Origin of the sequence: Pseudoalteromonas sp. P1-30 (assembly GCF_001400005.1) — a bacterium.
GTDB classification, from domain to species: Bacteria; Pseudomonadota; Gammaproteobacteria; order Enterobacterales; family Alteromonadaceae; genus Pseudoalteromonas; species Pseudoalteromonas atlantica.
In genome coordinates this window covers 1-22,441 of record NZ_LKBC01000001.1, presented here as the reverse complement: position 1 = coordinate 22,441, position 22,441 = coordinate 1, and the positions used below count along the sequence as shown (strand labels likewise).

Annotated in this window: 18 protein-coding genes; 11 read left to right on the top strand and 7 right to left on the bottom strand. The window is 40.6% G+C overall.

Annotated elements, in window-relative coordinates:
* Nucleotides 1-81 precede the first annotated feature (81 nt).
* The 4 genes from AN395_RS00090 (at nucleotide 82) to AN395_RS00075 (ending at nucleotide 5,314) form a co-directional block, all read left to right on the top strand.
* Nucleotides 82-2,637, top strand: a complete 2,556-nt coding sequence (locus tag AN395_RS00090; protein WP_054981637.1) for a CotH kinase family protein — start codon at nucleotides 82-84, stop codon at nucleotides 2,635-2,637.
* A gap of 77 nt (nucleotides 2,638-2,714) precedes the next feature.
* Nucleotides 2,715-3,632, top strand: coding sequence for a polyphosphate polymerase domain-containing protein (locus tag AN395_RS00085; RefSeq protein ID WP_054981636.1), 918 nt, complete (start codon nucleotides 2,715-2,717; stop codon nucleotides 3,630-3,632).
* A 1-nt stretch (nucleotide 3,633) separates the two neighbouring features.
* Nucleotides 3,634-4,221 carry a DUF4956 domain-containing protein gene (locus AN395_RS00080; protein WP_029772252.1) on the top strand — a complete coding sequence of 196 codons (588 nt, stop codon included), beginning with the start codon at nucleotides 3,634-3,636 and terminating at the stop codon, nucleotides 4,219-4,221.
* 1 nt (nucleotide 4,222) lies between these two features.
* Nucleotides 4,223-5,314, top strand: coding sequence for an OprO/OprP family phosphate-selective porin (locus AN395_RS00075; protein ID WP_054981635.1), 1,092 nt, complete (start codon nucleotides 4,223-4,225; stop codon nucleotides 5,312-5,314).
* Nucleotides 5,315-5,710: 396 nt separating this feature from the next.
* Here AN395_RS00075 and AN395_RS00070 read toward each other — a convergent pair whose 3' ends face one another.
* The 4 genes from AN395_RS00070 to AN395_RS00055 form a co-directional block, all read right to left on the bottom strand.
* Nucleotides 5,711-6,592: an NAD(P)-dependent oxidoreductase gene (locus AN395_RS00070; RefSeq protein ID WP_054981634.1), complete on the bottom strand. Its 882-nt coding sequence runs from the start codon at nucleotides 6,590-6,592 to the stop codon at nucleotides 5,711-5,713.
* A gap of 149 nt (nucleotides 6,593-6,741) precedes the next feature.
* Nucleotides 6,742-7,122, bottom strand: coding sequence for a hypothetical protein (locus AN395_RS00065; RefSeq protein WP_054981633.1), 381 nt, complete (start codon nucleotides 7,120-7,122; stop codon nucleotides 6,742-6,744).
* Nucleotides 7,123-7,241: 119 nt separating this feature from the next.
* Nucleotides 7,242-8,543, bottom strand: coding sequence for a S41 family peptidase (locus tag AN395_RS00060; protein WP_054981632.1), 1,302 nt, complete (start codon nucleotides 8,541-8,543; stop codon nucleotides 7,242-7,244).
* A gap of 177 nt (nucleotides 8,544-8,720) precedes the next feature.
* Nucleotides 8,721-9,230, bottom strand: coding sequence for a hypothetical protein (locus AN395_RS00055; protein WP_054981631.1), 510 nt, complete (start codon nucleotides 9,228-9,230; stop codon nucleotides 8,721-8,723).
* Nucleotides 9,231-9,860: 630 nt separating this feature from the next.
* Here AN395_RS00055 and AN395_RS00050 point away from each other — a divergent pair.
* Complete coding sequence (locus AN395_RS00050) at nucleotides 9,861-10,346, top strand: hypothetical protein (protein WP_024032946.1); 486 nt, start codon at nucleotides 9,861-9,863, stop codon at nucleotides 10,344-10,346.
* A gap of 27 nt (nucleotides 10,347-10,373) precedes the next feature.
* Here AN395_RS00050 and AN395_RS00045 read toward each other — a convergent pair whose 3' ends face one another.
* Complete coding sequence (locus AN395_RS00045; RefSeq protein WP_054981630.1) at nucleotides 10,374-11,579, bottom strand: anhydro-N-acetylmuramic acid kinase; 1,206 nt, start codon at nucleotides 11,577-11,579, stop codon at nucleotides 10,374-10,376.
* Nucleotides 11,580-11,726: 147 nt separating this feature from the next.
* Between AN395_RS00045 and AN395_RS00040 the strand changes: the two genes are divergently transcribed.
* From AN395_RS00040 to AN395_RS00030, 3 genes are all read left to right on the top strand, one after another.
* Nucleotides 11,727-12,215: a GNAT family N-acetyltransferase gene (locus tag AN395_RS00040; RefSeq protein WP_054981629.1), complete on the top strand. Its 489-nt coding sequence runs from the start codon at nucleotides 11,727-11,729 to the stop codon at nucleotides 12,213-12,215.
* Between the two features lie 177 nt (nucleotides 12,216-12,392).
* Nucleotides 12,393-13,421, top strand: coding sequence for an NADP-dependent oxidoreductase (locus AN395_RS00035; protein WP_054981628.1), 1,029 nt, complete (start codon nucleotides 12,393-12,395; stop codon nucleotides 13,419-13,421).
* 48 nt (nucleotides 13,422-13,469) lie between these two features.
* Nucleotides 13,470-14,087: a glutathione S-transferase family protein gene (locus AN395_RS00030; RefSeq protein WP_054981627.1), complete on the top strand. Its 618-nt coding sequence runs from the start codon at nucleotides 13,470-13,472 to the stop codon at nucleotides 14,085-14,087.
* A 66-nt stretch (nucleotides 14,088-14,153) separates the two neighbouring features.
* Here the strand turns inward: AN395_RS00030 and AN395_RS00025 are convergent, their stop codons facing one another.
* Complete coding sequence (locus tag AN395_RS00025) at nucleotides 14,154-14,462, bottom strand: YkgJ family cysteine cluster protein (RefSeq protein ID WP_004586962.1); 309 nt, start codon at nucleotides 14,460-14,462, stop codon at nucleotides 14,154-14,156.
* Between the two features lie 45 nt (nucleotides 14,463-14,507).
* Nucleotides 14,508-16,436 carry an ATP-dependent DNA helicase RecQ gene (locus tag AN395_RS00020; protein ID WP_054981626.1) on the bottom strand — a complete coding sequence of 643 codons (1,929 nt, stop codon included), beginning with the start codon at nucleotides 16,434-16,436 and terminating at the stop codon, nucleotides 14,508-14,510.
* A gap of 503 nt (nucleotides 16,437-16,939) precedes the next feature.
* Here AN395_RS00020 and AN395_RS00015 point away from each other — a divergent pair.
* The 3 genes from AN395_RS00015 to AN395_RS00005 all read left to right on the top strand — a co-directional run bounded on the left by AN395_RS00015 (nucleotide 16,940) and on the right by AN395_RS00005 (nucleotide 22,081).
* On the top strand, nucleotides 16,940-18,244 hold the full coding sequence (locus AN395_RS00015; RefSeq protein ID WP_054981625.1) for an NAD(P)/FAD-dependent oxidoreductase: 1,305 nt from the start codon (nucleotides 16,940-16,942) through the stop codon (nucleotides 18,242-18,244).
* Between the two features lie 135 nt (nucleotides 18,245-18,379).
* The gene (locus tag AN395_RS00010; protein WP_054981624.1) at nucleotides 18,380-20,470 is read left to right on the top strand and encodes a hypothetical protein; all 2,091 of its coding nucleotides are present in this window, start codon (nucleotides 18,380-18,382) and stop codon (nucleotides 20,468-20,470) included.
* Nucleotides 20,471-20,581: 111 nt separating this feature from the next.
* Nucleotides 20,582-22,081, top strand: a complete 1,500-nt coding sequence (locus AN395_RS00005; protein ID WP_054981623.1) for a DUF2235 domain-containing protein — start codon at nucleotides 20,582-20,584, stop codon at nucleotides 22,079-22,081.
* The last annotated feature ends 360 nt before the right edge of the window (nucleotides 22,082-22,441 follow it).

Here is a 22,441-nt window from a genome sequence, read left to right as displayed (position 1 = left end):
ATATTACTGAATGTTTACACATTGTTTGCACCTTCTATTTTTATAGTTTGCCCACTTTAATAAAATAATAAGCGTGCATACATGAATATAAAACCTTTTATATTTTATTCAGTTATCGCCTCTACTACATTTTTATATGGCTGTGGCGGTACTGAGCAAACAACCGATAGCAGCACAGAGCAAACTGACTCATCATCAACAACCACCTCCACGGGCTTAGTTATTAACGAAATTGTCGCAAGCCCAAGCGATACCACCTACGATTGGATTGAGCTATACGCCACTGAAGATATTGCCGACTTATCGGTATTTTCACTTGTTGATGATAACGCCGATAGAGTGCCTCAAGCTTTACCCGCAGTAGCGCTTTCGCAAGGTGAGTTTATTGTTATTCAAGCCATTGATGAAACCGACACGCCGCCCGATAGCGGTTATTACGTTACCTTTAAACTAGGGAGTGACGATGCGGTTACATTATATGAGGACGGCACTGCGGTGTCTGTACTTGATTGGGAAGAAGGCGAAGCCGCAGAAGGTTTTAGTTACGGCTTATACACCGATGGCACCGGCACCGCGCAAACCCTAACGCCCACAGAGGGCGCAGCTAACCAAACAGCCGATACCTCTACACTTGTTACAACGCTAATTGCTGAAGATGCTCCACTTCGTATAAACGAAGTAGTAGCAAAAGACAGCAGCGGCGGCGAGGACTGGATAGAGCTTTATGTAACAAGCAGTAGCGATGTTTATTTAGCCGACTACACACTAAGTGATGACAATAACGAACAGTTTGCACTACCTGATATTACGTTATCGCCTGGTGAGTTTTACCGCATTTACGCAAGCACCGATGATTTAGGCGACCTGCCAAGCGTTGCGTTTAAATTAGGCTCAAGCGATACCGTAAGCCTTTACAGTAACAATGTAATTATAGAGCAGTTATCGTGGAATAAAGGCCAAGCGCTGAGTGGTTACAGCTATGGCCGCTCCCCAGATGGCAGCGATGCAACTGCGGTACTCACTCCAACAGAGCTTAGCTCAAACAGCCAAGCAACCCACGGGCCACTCATTATTAACGAAATAGTGGCAAGCGCCGCAGACGATGGCAACGACTGGTTTGAGCTATACAACAACAGCGCAAATACAATTAACTTAGCCAACTACCAAGTTATTGATGAAAGCGACGACATAGACCCCGTTACCCTGCCCGACATAGATTTATACGCGGGTGAATACATAACTATTTATGCCACCGATGAAGACCCAGGCACTTACTACGTCCCGTTTAAACTAGGCAAAGAAGACGAGCTAAGCTTAATACTCAACGATGAAGTAATTGACTATATTGACTGGGACGAAAGTGATGTAGCCACAGGCTTTAGTTACGGCCTAAGTAGCAATACAGGCTTTACTCATGCGTTTTTAACACCTACCCCAAGTAGTGAAAATACAGTTGCAACCGCCTTTACACCTACGGCCGTTAATACGCTTTCTATTACAATTAGCGATGAAAACTGGCAAGACATTCTAGATAACCCACTTGATGAGCAGTACCACGAAACCGCTATTACTTTTAATGGGGTAACACTCGATAGCGTGGCTATTCGCACTAAAGGCGGCTCAAGTTTAAGCAGCGTTGCCAACTCTAGCAGCGACCGTTACAGCTTTAAGGTTGATATTAACGAATATGTGTCGGGGCAAAAGTTTTTTGGGCTAAAAAAGTTCACACTACAAAACTCGTTTAACGACCCGTCGTACATGCGTGAAGTAATCGCCTATGAGCTAATGGATGAAATGGGCGTGCCAACGCCTGAGCATGCTTACGTTAACTTTTATGTAAACGGCGAACTATTTGGTTTGTATTTAATGGTAGAAGCCGTAGATGGCGAATTTGTTGAAAAACACTTTGCCAACAGTAATGGCGATTTATACAAGCCAGATGGCACAGGCAGCGATTTATTATGGCTAGGTGACGACATACAAAGCTATACCGATATAAACCTGCAAACCAACGAAGACACCACCGATAACGGCGCCTTTATTAACTTTGTAGAATCGCTCGATAAAGGCGAAAGCACCGCCATAGAAGTAGACACACTTTTACGTTATATGTCGGTAAGTACTTCACTGTCTAATTTAGATAGCTACCACGGCCCGCTTGCACATAACTATTATATTTACGATGACGATGGCGTATTTAGCATTTTGCCGTGGGATTTTAACGAGTCATTCGGCACCTTTAACATGGATTGTAATAGCGTAGATGTAAGAGAGCTCTACATTGATGAGCCTGTAAGCGGCGCATTAAGCGAGCGCCCATTAATTGCTAATGTATTTGCCGAGCAAAGCCACCTCGATACGTACCACAGTTACTTAACACAGCTTATTAATGGCTCACTTTCAAGCGACACATTTAACGCACGCGTAAATGAAATAGCCGATTTAATTCGTGAGCACGTACAAAACGACCCAACTAGCTTTTATGGCTCAACCTACTTTGAGCAAAACCTAACCTCTACCACGGGGCAGTTTTACGGCTTAACCTCGTTTATGGAGTACCGCGTAGCAAATATGGCCGCGCAGCTTGATGGCACATTGCCCTCAGCGGGTGATGGCAGCGGATTTTGCTCTAGATAAACAACCCATCCTTGATGCGGTGTCAGCACGCTGGCACTGCACTCTATTACTTTGCAATTTAATAATCTGAGAAAATTATGACAATTCAAGCACGTTTTAAGGATGAACTTTTTGAAAAGGATACTTCAATCTCACAAGTAGCAATTACTGCTATAAACACTAAAAATAAGCAGGCTCAGCCTGAAAAACCAGATGCTCGTGGCTCATTAACAAGCTTAATTAACGAGTTACTTATTCCGTTTGAAGGTTACGGATTAAACGATCTTAATAACGCTAATTTAATGAACCGTGTAGACAGTAAGTTTATGCTGCCACTATCGTTTTTACCTGAGCTGCTTACTCATATACAAGGCCAGTATCGGGTACTTGATATACAAGGCAAGCGTTTATTCTCTTATTATAATCAGTACTTTGATACGCCCGAACTTGATTTATATAAAGCCCACCATAACGGTAAGCTTAATCGCTACAAAGTACGCCAAAGGCGCTACGTTGATACCGCCACCGAATACCTAGAAGTAAAACTAAAAAACAGCCAAAGCCGCACCGTAAAAACACGTATAAAGCTCGCGCAAACTAACAACCAGCAAGCTAACAGCACGGCGTTTATTAAAGAGCAAATGAAAAACAGCTTTGCACATTTAAACGTAACCCAGCAAAGCGGCTATAACCGCATAGCCCTAGCCAACGAAGAAAAAGCCGAGCGTTTAACGCTTGATTTTAACCTGTGGTACAACACCCCAAAAGGCGATAACAAAATAACACTACCGGGCTTTTTTATTGCCGAGCTTAAACAAAGTAAAAAAACAAAACGCTCGCCATTTTATAAACTTATGAGCAAACACCACATATTCCCTGCCTCGTTTAGTAAATACTGCATTGGCTGTGCTTTGCTTTACCCCGAGCGATTAAAAGTAAACCGCTTTAAACCTGTTTTAGCCCGTTTAAAACACCTTAACCGCACTAACCCGCTTTTACCTTTAGAGAATAATTAAAATGACCAAATTAGATCTTATTTTTCTTTCCCGCTTTTTAGTAAACATCCTATCGCTGGCTGTACTTTGCTATGGCTGTTACTTTCGCGTAAGTAAAAATGCAGTGGTAGCAGGCTCGTTTATTTTATTTGGCGTAGGCGTTTTTATTATTACCTTTTTGCTGCACGGCGTTGATATGTCGATGGAATTTGCATTCGGCCTATTTGCCGTATTTACCATGCTAAGGTACCGCACTGAGTCTATTTCGATTAAAGAAATGACCTACTTATTCCTTGTTACTGCCATTGCTTTACTGACCTCTGTAGGGCAAATGAGCCTAATTGAGCTAAGTATTCTTAATGGCATTATTTGCTTAATTGCCTTTTTGATTGACTCAAGCGTATTTGTAAAACGCTACGAAGTACAAAGCGTTTGCTACGAGCGCATAGAAAACATAACCCCACAAAACCAAGCCATTCTCATCAATGATTTAAAACAGCGCACAGGCCTAAACGTCGTTGCTGTAGATATAGAACACATCGACTTTTTAAGAGACGTAGCGCAACTAAAAGTAAGTTACTTAGCCGAAAAACAAACAAAGGCAGCCTAACATGACCTCTAAACAAACGATTACTTATGCGGCACTTTCAGCGCTTTGCCTTGTTAGTAACGCAAGCTTTGCCAAAATTAACGACAATATAGACCTAAGCGGCTATATCATGCTCGACTACAACAAGTTTGATACCTCTTTGTTAGAGGGGCAATACGACAGCAGCAGCTCAGAAAGTACCTCGGAAATACGCCGCGCACGCCTAAGTTTTAAATCAGACATAAGCAAAGATTGGAAAAGTAAATTTCAGCTTGGCTTTGCCGATGGCGAAACCGAAATAAAAGACGCCTACCTAGAATACTCTGGCTGGAAATATGCCGATTTAACCATAGGCCAACAAAAAGAAGGTTTTGGCCTAGAAAAACTAACTAGCTCGCGTAAATTGCTAATGCTTGAGCGCAGCATGATAAGCGAAGCGTTTTCGCCAGGGCGTAGTTTTGGTATTAGCCTATCGGGAGACATAGCCTCAGTAAATTGGCAACTAGGTTATTACGAGCCCGATGAAGACGAAGCAACGTCTGCTATTACAGGGCGCGTAGCCTGGGTGCCATGGCAGCAAAACACCAACCTTTTACACATGGGCGTCGCATTTAGTGAGAGGCAGTACGACGGTAACGAATTTAGAGTGAATGAACCTCTTGAAGTGTATACCGCCGACTCATTAATAGAAGGCGATAAAATTAATGCAGATAGCCTCTCGCAACAAGGCGTAGAGCTACTATGGCTTAAAGATAGATTTACCATGATGGCCGAGTGGCAACAAGCACAAGTAACCAGTATTGAAAATACAACCAATGATTACGAAGGCGGCTATTTGCAATTTGGTTATCAGCTATCGGGCGGATACCGTAAGTATAAAAACGCAAAACTAGGCGCAAGCTCAGAGCCAGGCTGGGAAATTACAGGCCGCTACAGCCTACTTAAGCTCAAGCAAGAAAACCAAGACGCAAAAACCTACACCCTTGGTGTTAACTACACCGTAAACAAAAACATAAAATTTATGGCCGACTACATTAAAGCCGACTACTTTGAAGCTGGCGGTACTATCACATCGGGCAATGCAATCTCATTAAGGCTGCAGTATTCGTTTTAATGCGCTTTGCATGTTAAGCCGGTTAGCCTAAAACTATAAAGCCCTGTGTTAAACGTAACGTTTAATACAGGGGCTTATTTTAATAGAGCTGTTATAAACTCTCTAAAGGTTACTTATCAGGCTTGTACTTATTCCACTAATTACAGTAAGGGATTTAAGTTTACCTGTTCACTAATTAATATCGTTCAATAAAAATGAACACCAGCATTTAGTGAACAAAAGATGGACAAGGGCTAATACAGGCAGCTATCGAAAAACTAAACTTGCAAACGAGTTTAGGCACAAAGTATGAAACTTTTAAAAAAGGGTGTACTGAGAGCGAACTCGCTTTGCCTAATGTTAAAAGCAATGCATAGTAAAAACGCTGCCCACGCCGAATCACTCTTAATTGCTTTGTTAGCTGCGTTTCAAAATTGGCAATACTTCAGGTATTTCAGTATCTAGCATTTCCAAAACGCTTTTAAAACCATGTATAGGTGACCACCCTAATTTGTCACAGGCAGATGATGAATCATATACGCGATCTAAGCTTTGAGGTAGTTGCCAATCTCTTTGTTTAAATGCTAGCGCGATGTCAGGACATTGACGCTCGATGACAGATGCAGCATCAGTATATAGCGCTTCACAATCAGAAAGTTGAAAAGGTGTAGCGCCTGAGATTATAAAACGATTAAAACCACTTAAGCGTTTTTCCACAGAACATAAATGAGCGTTTGCTACATCACGAGCATCTATGCCACGAGTAAGGCGAAATACTGCCATTAAATCCGCAGGTTCAGGAAAACATCTCGACATTTGCAGCACAGTAACTGGAAGCTGAAACAACTTTGAAATTTCTTCTAGCTTAGCTTCAGCCGCAATTTTACTTTTATGATAAATCGACTTGGGTTGAGGTGTGATGTCTTCATTTATCCAACCTGCAATACCTTTAGGTGTTGAAGCATAGCCGTACAATGCAGTAGTGCTGGTAAAAATAAAGTGCTTAATACCTGCTTTTAATCCAGCCAGAGCGAGTTTCTCGGTCGCGTCTACGTTGATAGACTGAAACTCTGAATCAGGTACTAAACCAACATGTGGAGCGTGAAGAGCCGCTGTATGAATGATGACATCAACATTTTTAAGAGCCCGATCAATCAGATCACTATCAAGAATATCACCAATGTAATCGGCTGTTGAGCAAGGCGTTTTATCAATGCCGACCACGTCATGGGTGCGCATTAATTTAATATAGATTGCACGCCCGACTCTACCGGCAGAGCCTGTTACTAAAATTCTCACTATGACACCTTACTAATGATTGACCTCAAAGCAGCTAACTTTTCAATAACGGGCGCAGACATGTGGGGCATAATGGCGAAGCCGCCCCACGTGTATGCGTCCCAGCGAACGCAGTGAGTGTATTTATTGAGTTGTTATATGCGTGCCTTTTACAACACATGGACGTTGTTGATAGTTGCTGCATAAAATCCGTTACCTTGCGGGATAAACTCAAACTCCACTGTTAGATCCGTAATCTCACTATTAGACGGAAGATAAAAACCAAAAATTAGGTGTCCAGATTCGGTTTCCAAATATTCGGGAAAACATCTGGAAAGGTCTTCATTATGGAATGTTACTGGCGATGTGTTGTCGTAATATTCCTGTACAGCAAACTTCAATTTGGCTTCTGTCCAAGTTTCTCCGTAGCTGTTTGGGCAATCCAATAGTTTCTGGGCTTCGCTGAACTTTTGTAGAGAGAGCAGCCTTAACCAATTCTGACAGTAAGACTTCACATACACTTCTTTGTTTTGTTCAGCGATAGTTAGCATGAATTCCTCAAAAGCATATAACGCTTTGCTAAGCGGCAATAAAATAGCTGGCTAAAATTAGCGAGGAACGAGCAAAAGCCAGCTGTTTTTTGTCCATTTAAGCAACTTGTTAGCAATTTTTACATCGTTCTCTGAAACTCTCGTGCATCCTCGCCAAAAGAGAGCATTTTCAATGCTACGGCTTCTTTATCTTTATATATTGCTTGCAACCGTGCTTCAGTAAACGCTTTAAAAATAATAGTTTCTTTATCAAGTAGCTCTATTTCAAAAGCTGAATCATCTAAATATTGATAAAAAAGTTTGCCATTTTCTTGAAAAATTTTGCGCTTACCATACGTACCTATAATTTGATTGAAATCACTCTGACTTGGCTGGTACTGGCTGGATTTTGCTTTAACCAATGGATAGACCCATTGATGCAAACTAAGGTTGCTACTATTATTTTTGATTAAGGAATTAAGCACCTCAGCATAAGCTACATTAAGTGCATTGTCGCTGTTGGTTTCTATATTTGGTTTTACACCTTTTCTTTCCCAATTATCTTTTGTTCGAGGGTCAACAGGTCGTGTAGATGGTAAAGTGAGAATATAATCGTTATTGACTATTTCTGCACTTCTACCATGAGCGGCACCAGCAGTTACCTCTCCAACAATGGTTGCTCTAGTCAAACTTTGCATAGCATAGCTAAAGCCTTCTGCAGCGGATGCAGAATTTCTGCTGGTGAGAATATAAAGCGGAGTATCTTTAAACCTAGGACCCGGAACATATGGAGACGTCCAATCTTGCGTTTGAGTTAACACACCGTTTTCACGTTGTTCAAAGGTTGATAAGTGGACGGTATCTAAGTCAAAAAAGTAACTTGCTAAGGAAGTTACCATAAATGGGCTACCACCAAAATTGTTCCTTAAATCAATAATGATACCATCTGCATACTGTAAAAATTTCATCCCATTTTCAAGCGTCTCTCCACCTAAATGACTGTCAGAGAACATTCTTATGTCGAGGTAACCAATGTTTCCATCAAGCATTTCAACTTTTTTAAAACCATAGTTATCTGTCGGAGTCTCCATGGCTCGACTATCCGAAAACGCTTTAGTTTGTGCTGATGAACGGTATGTTTTCAGTTCATTTACCCATTGTGGGTCATAAACGACAGAGAGGTGTTTATCATTAGCAATTTTGTTTAATTCTAAAGTCATAAAATCAGCTATATCTTCAGCTGATTCTAGGCGACTGCAATCAGAGAGAAATAGCTTGGAGCGCATTAACTTAGATAGCTTTGTTGCCGTATTTTGAATTACGTAGTTATCTTCAAGCTGCTTAGCAATAATTTCTGACACATCACGACAATCTGCCGCAGCAACTGAATTACATAAAACTAATGAGCCAATGGCGAGGGATTTTAGTATTTTATTATTCATATTCTTCCTGAAATTTTATTATTATTTTTTAATAACGTCCGAACACACCAAAAGGGGTTAAAAAAATTTCCACATGCTAAATTAAATTGCTAACGCTCGATTAACGGGTTAAAAATAGTGGGCTAAAATTGAGCGAAGCGAAGAGCCCGCTGTTTTTAATCCCTGTTTAATTGCTTGTTATAAGCCACTTACCACTTTAAGGTAGGATTTAGTACCAATACCGAGCTGAGCCCAAACTTTACGTTTATGATTGCCGATATAATCGTATTGCTCATCCATTTCCCAAAGAGTAACTATTTGGTCAGGGAAAATATACTCTGACTCATTAAATGAATGACTCTCCGATTCATTAGCAGAAATTACTTTAAACAAAGTACTTCCATCAATATCAAACACGTCAATATCACCGAACATAAGTTGGTAATTTTCGTTTTGAGAAACCCCGATAAAGTTAACTAAGTCGTTTTCAAACTCAATTTGAAGACAGCTATCAAAATAAAAATCACTCGCCTCATCTGACAGACTGAAAAAGCCCGCAAGTAATTCTCTTACTTGCTCTCTATTCATTCCAAGTTTGACAGGTCCAATTCCATTGTGAGGCTTAATTAAAAACTCCATATCTTCCCATGGCTTATAACAATTTAATAGTGCGCTCGTCGCGCATATTTCTACCGACTTAGCGCTCATTTATCTACTTTATATAGTTTTAACAAATTACCTAAGGTATTACTATCACTAAGTTTTCTAAAGTTTTTAGGTAAAGTTAAATAATCCAATTTGCGCGCAGCGCTCATTTTCATGAATATATGCACAAAGCGCATTTAACTAATCAATTAACCACGATATTTAGCCAATCTCAATGAGCGGCTATCACTGATAAACGCCTTACTACATTTTTAACATCAGATAGCTTAGCTTTCAGAACATTCTTTTAATACGAGTTTAAACAATAAACGCTATCCATACCGTATTAAATCAAGAAAAATAAAGTATGGAATATTAATTTAGAATCTCTATTTAATGCTTTGATTAGGTAAAGCCTAAAAACCAAATTCTATTCCCTATGAAGAGAAGCCTATGAGAAAAACTCAAATAAGGAACAACAACACCATCGCTACAAGCCTTGCCACATAAGGCTCTTTATTCTAGATGTGTGACAAACTATTCCAAAGTTGAATGAGAAAGAACATATAGCGATCTTTTTTGATCAAAATACAGCGATTATCCGATTAAGTGCAATTTGTCATAAAACTGCAATCAAAATAGGTGATAATTTAAACTCGAACTGTATTTTTTATAATCTAGAAGTTGAAGTAAATGAGCACACCAATGACGCAACTCACATTTGCGTTACAATCGTTTGAAGATCCTCTCTCTGCGGCTATGGGCCACACAATGGAATACGAGCAGTTAACCTTGCAAGCCAGTGCTATGCATGAAATAACGCTGCAATGCGTATTGCCTGACGACGCCCACGAAAACGATATTATTTCGCTGAGCGCAACGTATCCCAGTGCCCGTGATGCGCAATACTTTACTGAAAAAGTACTCACTAACGCCGACTTAGAGCGTGGTTATGTGTATTTAACATTAAGTAAAATTACCCAAAGCCACTGCTTAGTAATGCAATTGATGCTGCATGGCTTAAATGCCACTTTAAAAAATAGTTTACAGTTTGATATGCAAGTAAATGCGTTTGAGGCTGGTTATAAAAATCAGCAAGCCCTTAAAAGCCAAACTAAGCCACACGGCGTTAAAAAATACTTTCGGAATATGAGCTCAAGTTTATTTTCGTTTTTTTAATGTGTTGGTATACAAATTTATAAAAACTTAATCAGCAAAACTCACTTTACCCATAGTGACCCCAGCAATACCCTGCGCAGTATTATTTAGGTGCTGTTGCTCACCTGCTAGGCATTCGTTGGCTAAAATGGCAAATAGTACGGCTTCTTTGGCATCGGGGTTTATGCCTAAATCATCAGTCTTTTTGAACGCTTTAATAGTCGGGCACAGCGCATTAAGGTGCGCCATTAATAATGGGTTATGAATACCGCCACCACTTGCGTACACCACACACTCTTTAGCACTTTGCGCGCATTCGTTTAACGCATTTGCAATTACCCTTGCGCTAAACATATTTAAAGTTGCCATTACATCTTCATGGCTTAAGTGCTGTGTATTTGTTTGCAGCTGAGCTCCATGCAAATACGCTAAATTAAATACTTCAGGCCCTGTTGTTTTAGGCAGCGCAAGCTCAAAAAAAGTGTTGCTACACAATGCATTTAATAAGAGTGAATTAACCTTGCCAGCTTTAGCTATTTTAGCGCCATCATCAAAGTGAATGCCTTTAAAATTCTGCTGTACGTACGCATCCATAATGGTGTTACCTGGGCCTATGTCGCTACTAAATACGCTATTTGCATCACCGCTTTTAGGTAAAAACGTTAAATTAGCAATACCCCCCATGTTTAATAAAATGCGGTTCTCATTGTGGTTTGCAAAAAATAAGTAATCGCCATATACCGCAAGCGGTGCACCTTCCCCTCCTGCGGCTATGTGTTTTTGCCTAAAGTCACCAATCGTTGTAATGCCGGTAGTAACGGCTATTTGGTCGCTGTCGCCAATTTGTAATGTGCCATTAGTAAAGCTTTTATGATTATGCTGCGACTGTGGGCAGTGGTAAATTGTTTGCCCATGACTGGCTATTACATCAATACTTGCTGGATTTACCTGCCAAGTATGTAAGCACTGATTAACCATATCGCCATGGAGTTTACCCACCCACGGGTTTAGTAAGGTTACAAGTTCTAAATCACACTCTCGTTTGGCAAATACCTGCTTTATTTTGCTTTTATACTCGTTGTTATAGTCAACGGTGGTAAAGTTCAGCACTTCAATTTGCGTATTAATACCTGCGCCCGTTACCTTACACAGTGCTACATCGAGCCCATCTAAGGAGGTACCACTCATTAAACCTATAATTAAACGGCTTGGTTTTTGGGCACTATTATAAAGGGCGGCTATGTGTGGGTGCATAAAGGTATCTTAAACAGGTATCATATTTTGCTTATATTAGAGTACTTTAAAACAAAGTTATAGGCGTAAACGGTTAATCTTTGTGATTGTGCAATCTCTAATTGCTTGCTAAGTTGACCCGTATGCAACAGACACTTAATTAAAACAATGATCACCCTAAGAGACTTTAAACCAAAAGACGCGCCACACATTATTAATACCTTAAATGATGAACAGGTTACGCGCTTTTTATCCTCTAAAATTCCATTTCCGTATACTCAAGCCGCCGCCGACTGGTGGATAAACCAAGGCTCTAAAAGTGGAATAGTTAAGGCCATTGTTGTAGATGAGCAATTTGCGGGGTGTATTGGTATCACCCCCGGAGAATTTGAATATAGCCGCAGTGGCGAAATAGGCTATTGGCTTAATAGCCACTTTTGGGGGCAAGGAGTAATGACTAATGCTATTTCGCATATTTGCGATGACGCATTTAAAAGCTCAAACCTAAACCGTATTTTTGGCGCTGTATTTGCTGGCAATACTGGCTCTATAAAGGCACTCACTAAATGCGGTTTTAAGGCCGAGGCTGTGCTCAAACAAGCCATTTATAAAAATGGTGTGTTTTACGATAGCCATATTTTTAGCAAGCTAAAATAAACCGTTTAGAATAAATACTCTGCAAAGCTTGAATTACCAGCCTCGCGCCCAAAGCTCGTGTATTAAGGTACAAATTTTTATTTTCGTAAAACTTAGCGCGCATTATTGTTTAGGCTCAACTTGGTTTTAAACGCGTAAACATTCGCTAAGTAAATTCACTCTTAAGAGGAGATTTTTATGTCTGCAACTAGTCGTCAACTTACTTTAGCATCACGCCCGCACGGTGCCCCTACCGATGAAAACTTTGAACTTAAAACAGTAGATTTACCAGCGCTTAAAGATGGCGAGGTGCTGCTGCGCACTATTTACCTATCACTTGACCCATACATGCGTGGCCGCATGAGCGATGCAAAGTCGTATGCCGATCCGGTTAATGTGGGCGATGTAATGGTAGGCGCTACCGTATGCCAAGTAGAAGAGTCTAAAAACGATAAATACAGCGAAGGCGAATGGGTACTTGCTTACACCGGTTGGCAAGATTACGCCATTACTAACGGCGAAGGTCTTATGCAATTAGGTAAAGAGCCAGAAAACCCATCGTACGCACTCGGTATTATGGGTATGCCAGGCTTTACAGCCTACATGGGCTTACTTGATATTGGCGCACCTAAAGAAGGCGAAACCGTTGTAGTAGCCGCAGCAACAGGGCCGGTTGGCGCAACCGTTGGCCAAATAGCTAAAATTAAAGGCTGTAAAGTGGTAGGCGTTGCTGGTGGCAGCGAAAAATGTACACATGCTGTTGAAAAGCTGGGCTTCGATGCCTGTATTGATCACAAAGCCGATGACTTTGCAGAGCAGCTAGAAAAAGCCTGTGATAACGGCATAGATGTTTATTACGAAAATGTGGGCGGTAAAGTGTTTGATGCCGTATTACCTCTACTTAATACCGCAGCCCGTGTGCCACTTTGTGGTTTAGTGTCGCAATATAATTCTACCAGCCTTCCAGAGGGGCCTGATCGTATGGGTATGCTAATGGGGCAATTGCTTACTAAACGTATTAAAATGCAAGGCTTTATAATTTTTGACGATTACGGCGACCGTTACGACGAATTTGCACAAGACATGCAAAAATGGCTACAAGATGGCAAAGTACAATACCGCGAACATATGGTAGAAGGTATTGAAAACACCATTAGCGCATTTAACGATATGCTAAATGGTAAAAACTTTGGTAAAACCGTTGTTAAAATTAACGAGCCACTTTAAATTTTATAAAGCGTTACTGCACATGCAGTAACGCCAACAAGGACTGACATGATTAAACTACACCATTTAAATAAATCGCGCTCAAAACGTATTATTTGGCTTTTAGAAGAGCTTGATGTTGATTACGAAATTGTTGCCTACCAGCGCAACACAGAGACCTTTTTAGCGCCTGACGAACTTAAGAAAGTACACCAATTAGGTAAGTCACCAGTAATTGAAGACGATGGCCTAATTGTTACCGAATCTGGCGCGATTACCGATTATTTAATTACTAAATACGGTAACGGTAAATTTGCACCAAAAGCTGGCACTGCCGAATATGTTGAATATCAACAATGGCTTCACTTTGCCGAAAGCTCTGCTATTTTACCGCTGTTGCTTAAAATGTTTGTTTTAAAAGATGGCGCTAAAACAGAGTTTTTAGAAAATTACGCCGATGCAGAAACCGTAAAAGTAATTAGCTACTTTAACGACCGACTCCAAGGTAAACGTTATTTAGTCGGCGACACGTTAACCGGTGCCGATATTATGATGTCGTTTATTGTAGAAATAGTTAAAAACTCAGGCCAGCTTGCCCACTTTAAACACCTTGTAAAATACAATGAACAATTACAAAGCCACGAGAAGTTTCATACAGCTAATGAGCTAGAAGCTAAATACGATTAATTAAAGTACAAAACACAGATAAACCAAAGGGGCTTTTAAGCCCCTTTTTTAGTGCATATGTTTTTATTAAATACCCGCTATTTCGCGCTCTGTAATACACTCGTTTGAGGCCATTTCAAACTCGCGGCACGTAAGTGGGCGGTTTTCGTAAATAGTACACATTAGGGTATTGCGGTCGAGTGCTTGGCACCAGCCGTCGTCTGCGCGTTTCATTACTTCGCTGCCCCACTTGTCGTAATCAATGTACTGAAAAGGCACGCCCGTGTCGGTCACTATGCGCACTTCTAATTGGCAGCAACATGCCTGGCAATTAGCGCAGGTTACGGGCTCAGGTGTAGAGGAAATAGTTTTACTTGGAATAACAGTATTAGGCATAGTGACTTACTTTTTTGAATAAGCCACTAGGATACAGTAACTAATTTAACGCGCTAGTAGTTTTGCTTTTATATCGCTGTAACGCATTTGCTCGCACAGCGCAAAACCACTCAGTTGGCGCACTTTATTACGTGCAAATAATGGCACGCTCATGCCCGCTAAAAAGCGGCACTGAGTTTCAATACCTACACTGTGAATACCTTTTGTTGTCATGTGCGCTAAAAACGCATCCACTTTTTGATAAACAACGTCATCGGCAATGTGAGCAGGCTCTATTGAATACTCAAGCTTTACAGCATTACCACGGCATACACTACAATGCCCGCATTGCGCTGGCGCATTTTGATCGTCAAAATAGCGCGCCAAGTTATAGCTTAAGCAACTTTGTAGCTCAAAAAAGCGTACCAATGCAGCTATACGTTTAATCTCGGCTTGTTCTTTTTCGATAAAATAACTGTGTAATTGTTTTGCAAGTTCAGGGTTATTTATAACCTCACTATGCACTTTGTAAACTTGGGTAATACGTTTGGTTTCAAGGGTTATTAGGTTTTTTTCGGCTAAGTAGTCAAGCGCTGCCACTACGCGTTTACGGTCAATTTGGGCGGCTTGGGTAAGGGTGTCGAAATTAAGCGTGCCCCATATTTTTTTAAAATCGGTGTGGCTAAATATTTGCGTTAAAAAGGCTTGGCGCTGCTCGTCAAACTGGCTAAGTAGCTCGTTTTTATCAACCAAAAACTTGTATTTAAAATCGGCGTAATAGGCGTACTGCGGCGTTATTGCACCTTGCATTTCTAGTTGTACCAGCAAGGTTTTAAGCGCTAATTGGCGAATGTTACTTTCGCTTGAAAGACTGTATTCTTGCATTTCCCATTGCTGCGGCTGGGCTTTAATATCGTTAATTACGTATTCAATGCCGCTCAGCTCAGGGGTGTCGCCATACACAAAGTTTTCTACTGTGTTTAGGCCATCTAAATTAGCCAAGGTGTAGCAGTTTGATGGGTTGCCATCGCGCCCTGCGCGGCCAATTTCTTGGCTGTAGTTTTCAATCGATTTTGGTAAATCGTAATGAATAACAAAGCGTATATCTGATTTATCAACACCCATACCAAAGGCTATTGTTGCCACAACAACGTTAATTTTACCCGCCATAAAATCATCTTGAATTTGCCAGCGTAGTGTATCTTCAAGCCCCGCATGATACGCAACTGCCTGAATACCTTGCGCACTTAGCGTATTAGCCACTTGCTCAGCACTTTGCTGAAGCGTTACATACACAATACCAGGGCCATTTTGCGCACGCACTATGTTTGTAAGCTCAGTGTTTTTATCAGCCGTTTTTACACTTAGCACACTTAAATCGAGGTTAGCGCGGTAAAAGCCGGTTTGTACAATACACTCTGGGGCAATATTAAAACGCTCGCTCATGTCGCGTTTTACTTTTTTAGTGGCTGTGGCGGTGAGTAATAGTACCAGTGGAATATTTAGCTCTTCGCGGTATCGCGGTAGTTTGAGGTAGTCGGGTCTAAAGTTATGGCCCCATTCAGATATACAGTGCGCTTCGTCTACCACCAGCATAGACAGCGCAACTTGGCTTATAAACTCTCTAAAACGCTCGTTTTTAAAACGCTCAACCGACACCATTAATACTTTAATTTTACCATTTCGCACATCGTTCATTACGGTGCTGCTTTGCATTTGGTCTTGGCTCGAATCAAGGCTTGCCGCGTAAATACCTTTGCTATTTAAAAAGCTAATTTGATCTTTCATCAATGCAAGTAAGGGCGACACCACCAAGGTTAAGTTTGGTAAATGCATAGCTGTTAGCTGATAACACAACGACTTACCCGACCCCGTAGGAAATATAGCCAGTGACGACTGCCCATTTAAAAGCTGCTCAATGGTTTGCTGTTGCCCTGCTCTAAATTGGCTAAAACCAAAATGCTGCTCAAGTGATTTAATTAATGGCGTGGTCATAAATATCCTTTTTGGCTAGGGAATAGGCTTTAACAGCAAAAGTGCAACGTAAATGAAATATTTGCATATAGCCCAAAGCATCTCAATATAAGAGTGTCTGTTGGCATTAAAAGCAATTTAGATAATGCATAGATTGCAAGTATTAGCGGCTTTATTTCAACAATCAAAAATCCAGTAAAACTCACTTTAAATCAATAGATTAAAAGATTTAAAAGCATTTAATATCAGCGTTATACCCTATTAAAAGCAAGCTGCCTTTTATGTAAAGTAGCGCCTTTATGTTAGGGCCCTGTAAAGCGCTAAATTTTTCATACTGAGGCAATTTAGACCTTAGTATACAACAAATAAGCTTATCAATTGCTGACATATGTTTTATTTAGGCGCAAAATACGCAGCAGATGCTCAATGGTGCTAACAGCCAAGCTAATTTTGTATACCCAAGTGATTTTTTATAAGCGTTATAAGCAGATTATTTGGGTATATTATTTTTTAAGGGCATTGCTATGAATATAACTAAACCTAAAATCGTCGTTATTGGCGGTGGCGCAGGCGGACTAGAGCTGGCAACACAATTAGGGCATAAATTAGGGAAGAAAAAACAAGCCGAAATTCTTTTAATCGATAAAAACCGCACCCACATATGGAAGCCGTTACTACACGAAGTAGCGACAGGCTCTATTGACCCTGATTTAGATGGCGTTGTGTATTCAGCCCACGCTGCAAAACATCATTATAATTTTCAGCTTGGTACATTTTGCGATATAGACCAAAGCAATAAAACCATTACCCTTGCACCGCACCTTGATGAGCTAGGCCACACTATTTTGCCACAGCGCAGCGTACGCTACGACCACCTTGTTATTGCCATTGGCAGCGTAAGCAACGACTTTAATACCCCAGGCATAAAAGATCATTGCTACTTTTTAGACTCAAATCAGCAAGCTGAGCGTTTTCAGCATTCTCTACTCGACAGCTTTACTCGCCTTCACCAAGACGATAACCAACAGCAATCATTAAATATTGCCATTGTGGGCGGCGGCGCAACCGGTGTTGAGCTCTCGGCAGAGCTTTACCATGTATCTGAATTATTAAAGCTTTACGGCCTTACAAATATGTCGTCTAAGCGTTTACATATTCATTTAATAGAAGCGGGGCCACGTATTTTGCCCGCCCTACCCGAGCGCATAGCCGATAGCGCAAAGCGCGAGTTATTAAAACTCGGCGTAAACGTACGAGAGCAAACACTGGTAAAAGAAGCCACCGAGCAAGGGTTTATAACAAAAGACGAAGAACACATAGACGCCGATATAATGGTATGGGCTGCAGGTGTAAAAGCGCCAGATTTTATTAAAGATTTAGGTGTTTTTGAGCTTACCCGCAGTAACCAAATTCAAGTAAACGAGTTTTTACAAAGCACAGTAGATGAGAGCATTTTTGTTATTGGTGATTGCTGCGCCTTTACCCAAGAAGACGGAAAGCTTGTTCCACCGCGTGCGCAATCGGCGCATCAAATGGCGCTATGTGTAGAAAAAAATCTTATTGCCACGTTAAAACAACAGCCACTATGCGGCTTTAAATATAGCGACCATGGCTCTCTCGTTAACTTATCGCGCTACAGTACGGTAGGTAATTTAATGGGTAACCTAACCAGCAATACCTTTTTTATAGAAGGTAAAATTGCTCGCTTTATGTATATATCACTGTATCGCATGCACCAGCGCGCCATACACGGCAGCGCAAAAACCTTTGCATTATGGATAAGTGAAAAAGTACTGCGCGTAGTACGCCCTAAAATGAAACTGCACTAGTACATAAACAGCAGTTAAATAGTCAAAAAGCTTTAATAGGTAATGTAAATTATCTTTTAAAGCTTTTTTGCATTATTCGTATCTAAAATAGTACCATGCAGTTAGATGTAATTGTAATTCAAGGGATTGACGCTAATGAAAAAAGTACTTTTTGGGATTGTAATAATCACTGTTTTAGCTGTTTATTTTTTTCAAACTCAACCGCACTCTGTAGCTGTAGAGCAAGCAGAACAAGTGAAACCAGCCACCTCTCAGACCAGCGTAGTTAATAAAAAGCAGCCAAATGAGGACTCACCGCTACAGGTAGTTAATAAACTAAAAAAACAGATTAGCCTATGTAGAGATCAGTCACAACAACAAAGCAATAAAGTACAAACATTGAATCAATCGCTTGTTTCATTTTTTGTAAGTGAACTTAAAAAAGGGACATCGGTATCCACGCTTTTAAAGTATGCAAACCTATCAGAAATCAATAATCGCCAATACATTGCCTTTTTAAGAGATGCCATAGTTACTGAGCAAAAACAGCAGCTTAATATTACTAGCTCTTTAAACGAGTTAGCTAATTGGCAAGGTATTGAGGCAATTAAGGGCTTCACCAATGATAAAGTAAAAGAAATGATACAACAGCTTGGAGATAATAAGCATAACCCTCCAGGACTTACTCTGAGTGTACCCCTTGATGAAAATGTACAAAAAGAAACGCTTTACGCTTTATTAAGCAACACCGATACATTTACCACTTACTCTAAAACGTTTATTAAACTTGAAGGCAGTGAGGTAATTTCTCCGGCGACATTGTTTGTGCTTAATGCAAATAAATTTACGCCAAAAGAGTTTGAGCAGGCAATTTCATCTAACCAATTTACAGTGAATGAAGTGGCTACCGCTATAAAAAACGATATTCCAAATGAGTATATTATTGCGCTTTTACAGCAAGTTCCCGTGCTAGATGCCATGCCGTTATACGAAAAAAACACTGTTTTATATAACTTAGCCGATATTGCGGTCAGTAAATTTAATTTACCTCTTGTAAAAGCACTGCAAACAAAAGGGATTACGCCAACCAACGAGCCAGGCCTATTTACAGGTTTAGACGTGGCTATTGTAAACCTGCCTAAAAGCGGTAACTTAACCCTAGCCCCATTAGATACTAAGCACACCCAGCTTTTAGATTATCTTAAAAAGCGTGGTTACAAAGCACATAGCGGCAATGCGAATGAAGACCTAAATAGCAAAGGGGTATTTTTTGTAAATGACTTTATTTACCAGCAAGGGGCCTATATTAATAAGCAGGACAACCCAGCGCAATACGCTTACTTTAGCCCTATTAGTAAAATTAACAATAACGCGTTACCCCAAATAACTGAGCCTGATAATTCTGATGTTGCCCTTTTTTTAGTAGATTTAAAGCAGCAAAAAGCGCAGCTAAACAATAAAAGGCAAAACTGTGAGCTGTTACAACAACAGTTAAAAGATACAGAGCAGCTGCACACAGTAATGCAAGCTTATGACAAAGTTCAACAGGTTAAAAATAAGCACGGTTCTAACTTTGTACGTGTTTTGCACGATATAGACCCTGTTTTAGTCAATTATTGGTGGAGTAGTCTGAGTAACCAGCTTTCAAACGATAGAAGCCAAAGCACATTTAACGAATATTTATCTAAGAAAGAATATCAAAAAGCTTATGAATACAGCCTCAGTACGGTATTAACTCAAGCCGAAACCGATACGCTTTTTTCTTTATTAGTCTTAAACCCTGATGATTTAATCACTACTTGGCAAAACCGCATAAACCCTAAGCCACCGCGTGAGTTAACACGATTAAGCCGCTTTTCGCTAAATCATTGGCAAGCACTCGCACAAGCGGGTTTTGATTTTTCGATTACCGATATACATGGGCGCGACGTTTATACACAAGCTGCATCGTCTTCTTCTGAGGCAGTACAATTTTTAATTGATAATAAAATACCGGCTGATCCAAGTAAGCTTGGCGTAGATATACTCGACTTAGCACTAGAGCAAAGTTACACCAAAGGGGAGTTAAGCCCAATGATTCCTTTAGCTTTGCAGCTTGTGGAAAAATTTGAGCCAAACCACTTAGCCCGCGTAGCACGATTAAAAATGTTTTACCCTGAGGTTTATCAGCAGTTAATTCAGCTAAACCCAGCGCTTAAGCCTGCCCAGGGCACAGAGCTAAATCATTATATGTTTGATAATCACTAAATAACCCGCTAAGCACGCTAACGCCTCTTAGCGTGCTATTTGAAAAATTAATGTCTTTAATATTTAACATTGCCTGTGTAGAGTATTTAAAACAATTAAAGGATTAGGGCTATGACGGGTAAAACGCTAATTTTTAATTTTGATGGTACTGGGGGCGAGCCTCGCGATGCAGAGCAATTTAGCTCAGACCATTTTAAAGAAGACAGTAGTATTTCTAATATTCTTAAGCTGCATTTATTATTAGGCGGCAAACTCGATGACTCCCCCACCACTCCATTTACAAACCAACTTAGTTTTTATTATCAAGGTATTGGCACTAAAGGTAGCCGCTTAAAACGTATTTTAAACCAAACTTTAGCGCCACGTGGTGACGATGTCGCTAGTATTTTAAATCAAGCCATGAGTGATTTTAAAGCGCATTACCAACTCGGCGATACCCTTTTACTTACCGGCTTTAGCCGAGGCGGCGCACTCGCTCGGCGTTTTGCAAAAATCCTAGAGCCTTTAATTAACGATAATGTTTACGTATGTGTATTTGATACCGTGGCCTCAATAGGTTTATCAAAAGTCAGTAAAGCAACGCGCGGTGCCGAGCATGTAATATTTGAAAACCACACCATTGCTAATAATATTTCGCAGGCACTGCACTGCGTAGCACTTGATGAAAAACGCCGTGCGTTTGAACCCACCCTAATGAACCATCAAAATAATATTACCGAGCTTTGGTTTGCAGGGGCGCATTCAGATATTGGCGGCGGTTATTACCGCGATGGCCTAGCTGATATTTGCCTGCGCTATGCGCTTGAATGGTTAATTGAGCAACCACTTAATATTAGCTTATTAACCAGCCACGACATTGACTACGAAACCTTATTGCCTGGCAGTAAATTAGTTGACCAAGACGATGTAACCGTAACGCCCGATCCTCTGGCTTTAAGCCATCAGCAAAATTACTTTTGGTTTAATCCCTTTTTTAAATTGGTGGATAGGGAGTGCTATGTACTTATTAATAACGAAGCCAGCAACCTAGAACCACATATACATCAAAGCGTAGCTACACGAATTAATAAACTAACTAGCTATCGCCCAGAGTCGCTTAAAAACCTGCATTACAAAATTAGGTATAACGATAACAGCACATTAAGCTTTACTGGTTTAAGCCAACACATTGCCCTTGAAAACCAAAACATGAGTGTATTACAAGTTTCGCAAAGCCAAGATGTGATAGTGTTTGCCAGCGAGGCACATAACAATACAGGGCTTATGTTAGTTGAAGGCGCAACTTATAAGTTTGAACCCTACCCCAATCAATTTTGGTATGACGACGGCATAAAATGCACTGCAAGCGGCTGGCACCGCGATAATGTGCAATTAGGGGTTAAAGAAATCCCCATGGCATTGCTTGAACCATTTAGACGACTTCCTCGAGCGCAGTGGTTCTCTTTGGTTGGCGCAATTAACAATAACGACGAATATTTATTTGAAATAGCCAATGGCGCTACAGTAACTATTACTAAATCAGGTGAATTTAGCCCATTTTCCAATGACTTAAGCCGCTTTTACGGCGCCAATGCAGGGAAAATAAAAGTAAAAGTAACCCGCATAAGTTAAATGGGCTGTAGACGAGCAGTTTGCTGGCGTTTAAAAACAATGCTTTAACCGAGGTATAAAGTGAGTGTTTCACCACCGAGAAGCGAAGGAGAATACCTAGAGAAGTGACTAAGCGTTACGCGTGTTTTCTGTGTGTAGCGCGAAGCGCCTCGGTGTACTCGGTGGTGATATACAGATAATCTTCTCTTTGTGCATATTGTATTAAAGATCAATAAATCACAAAGAGGTTTAGAGACGCTTCGCTTTTAGAGAAGTAACTTGCATCTCGCGCGAGCAAGCTTCGCGCCTACAAACTTCACTTCTCATTTACTCCTCATTCCCTTCTATTTGTGCATTTTTGTATTAAAGATCAATAAATCA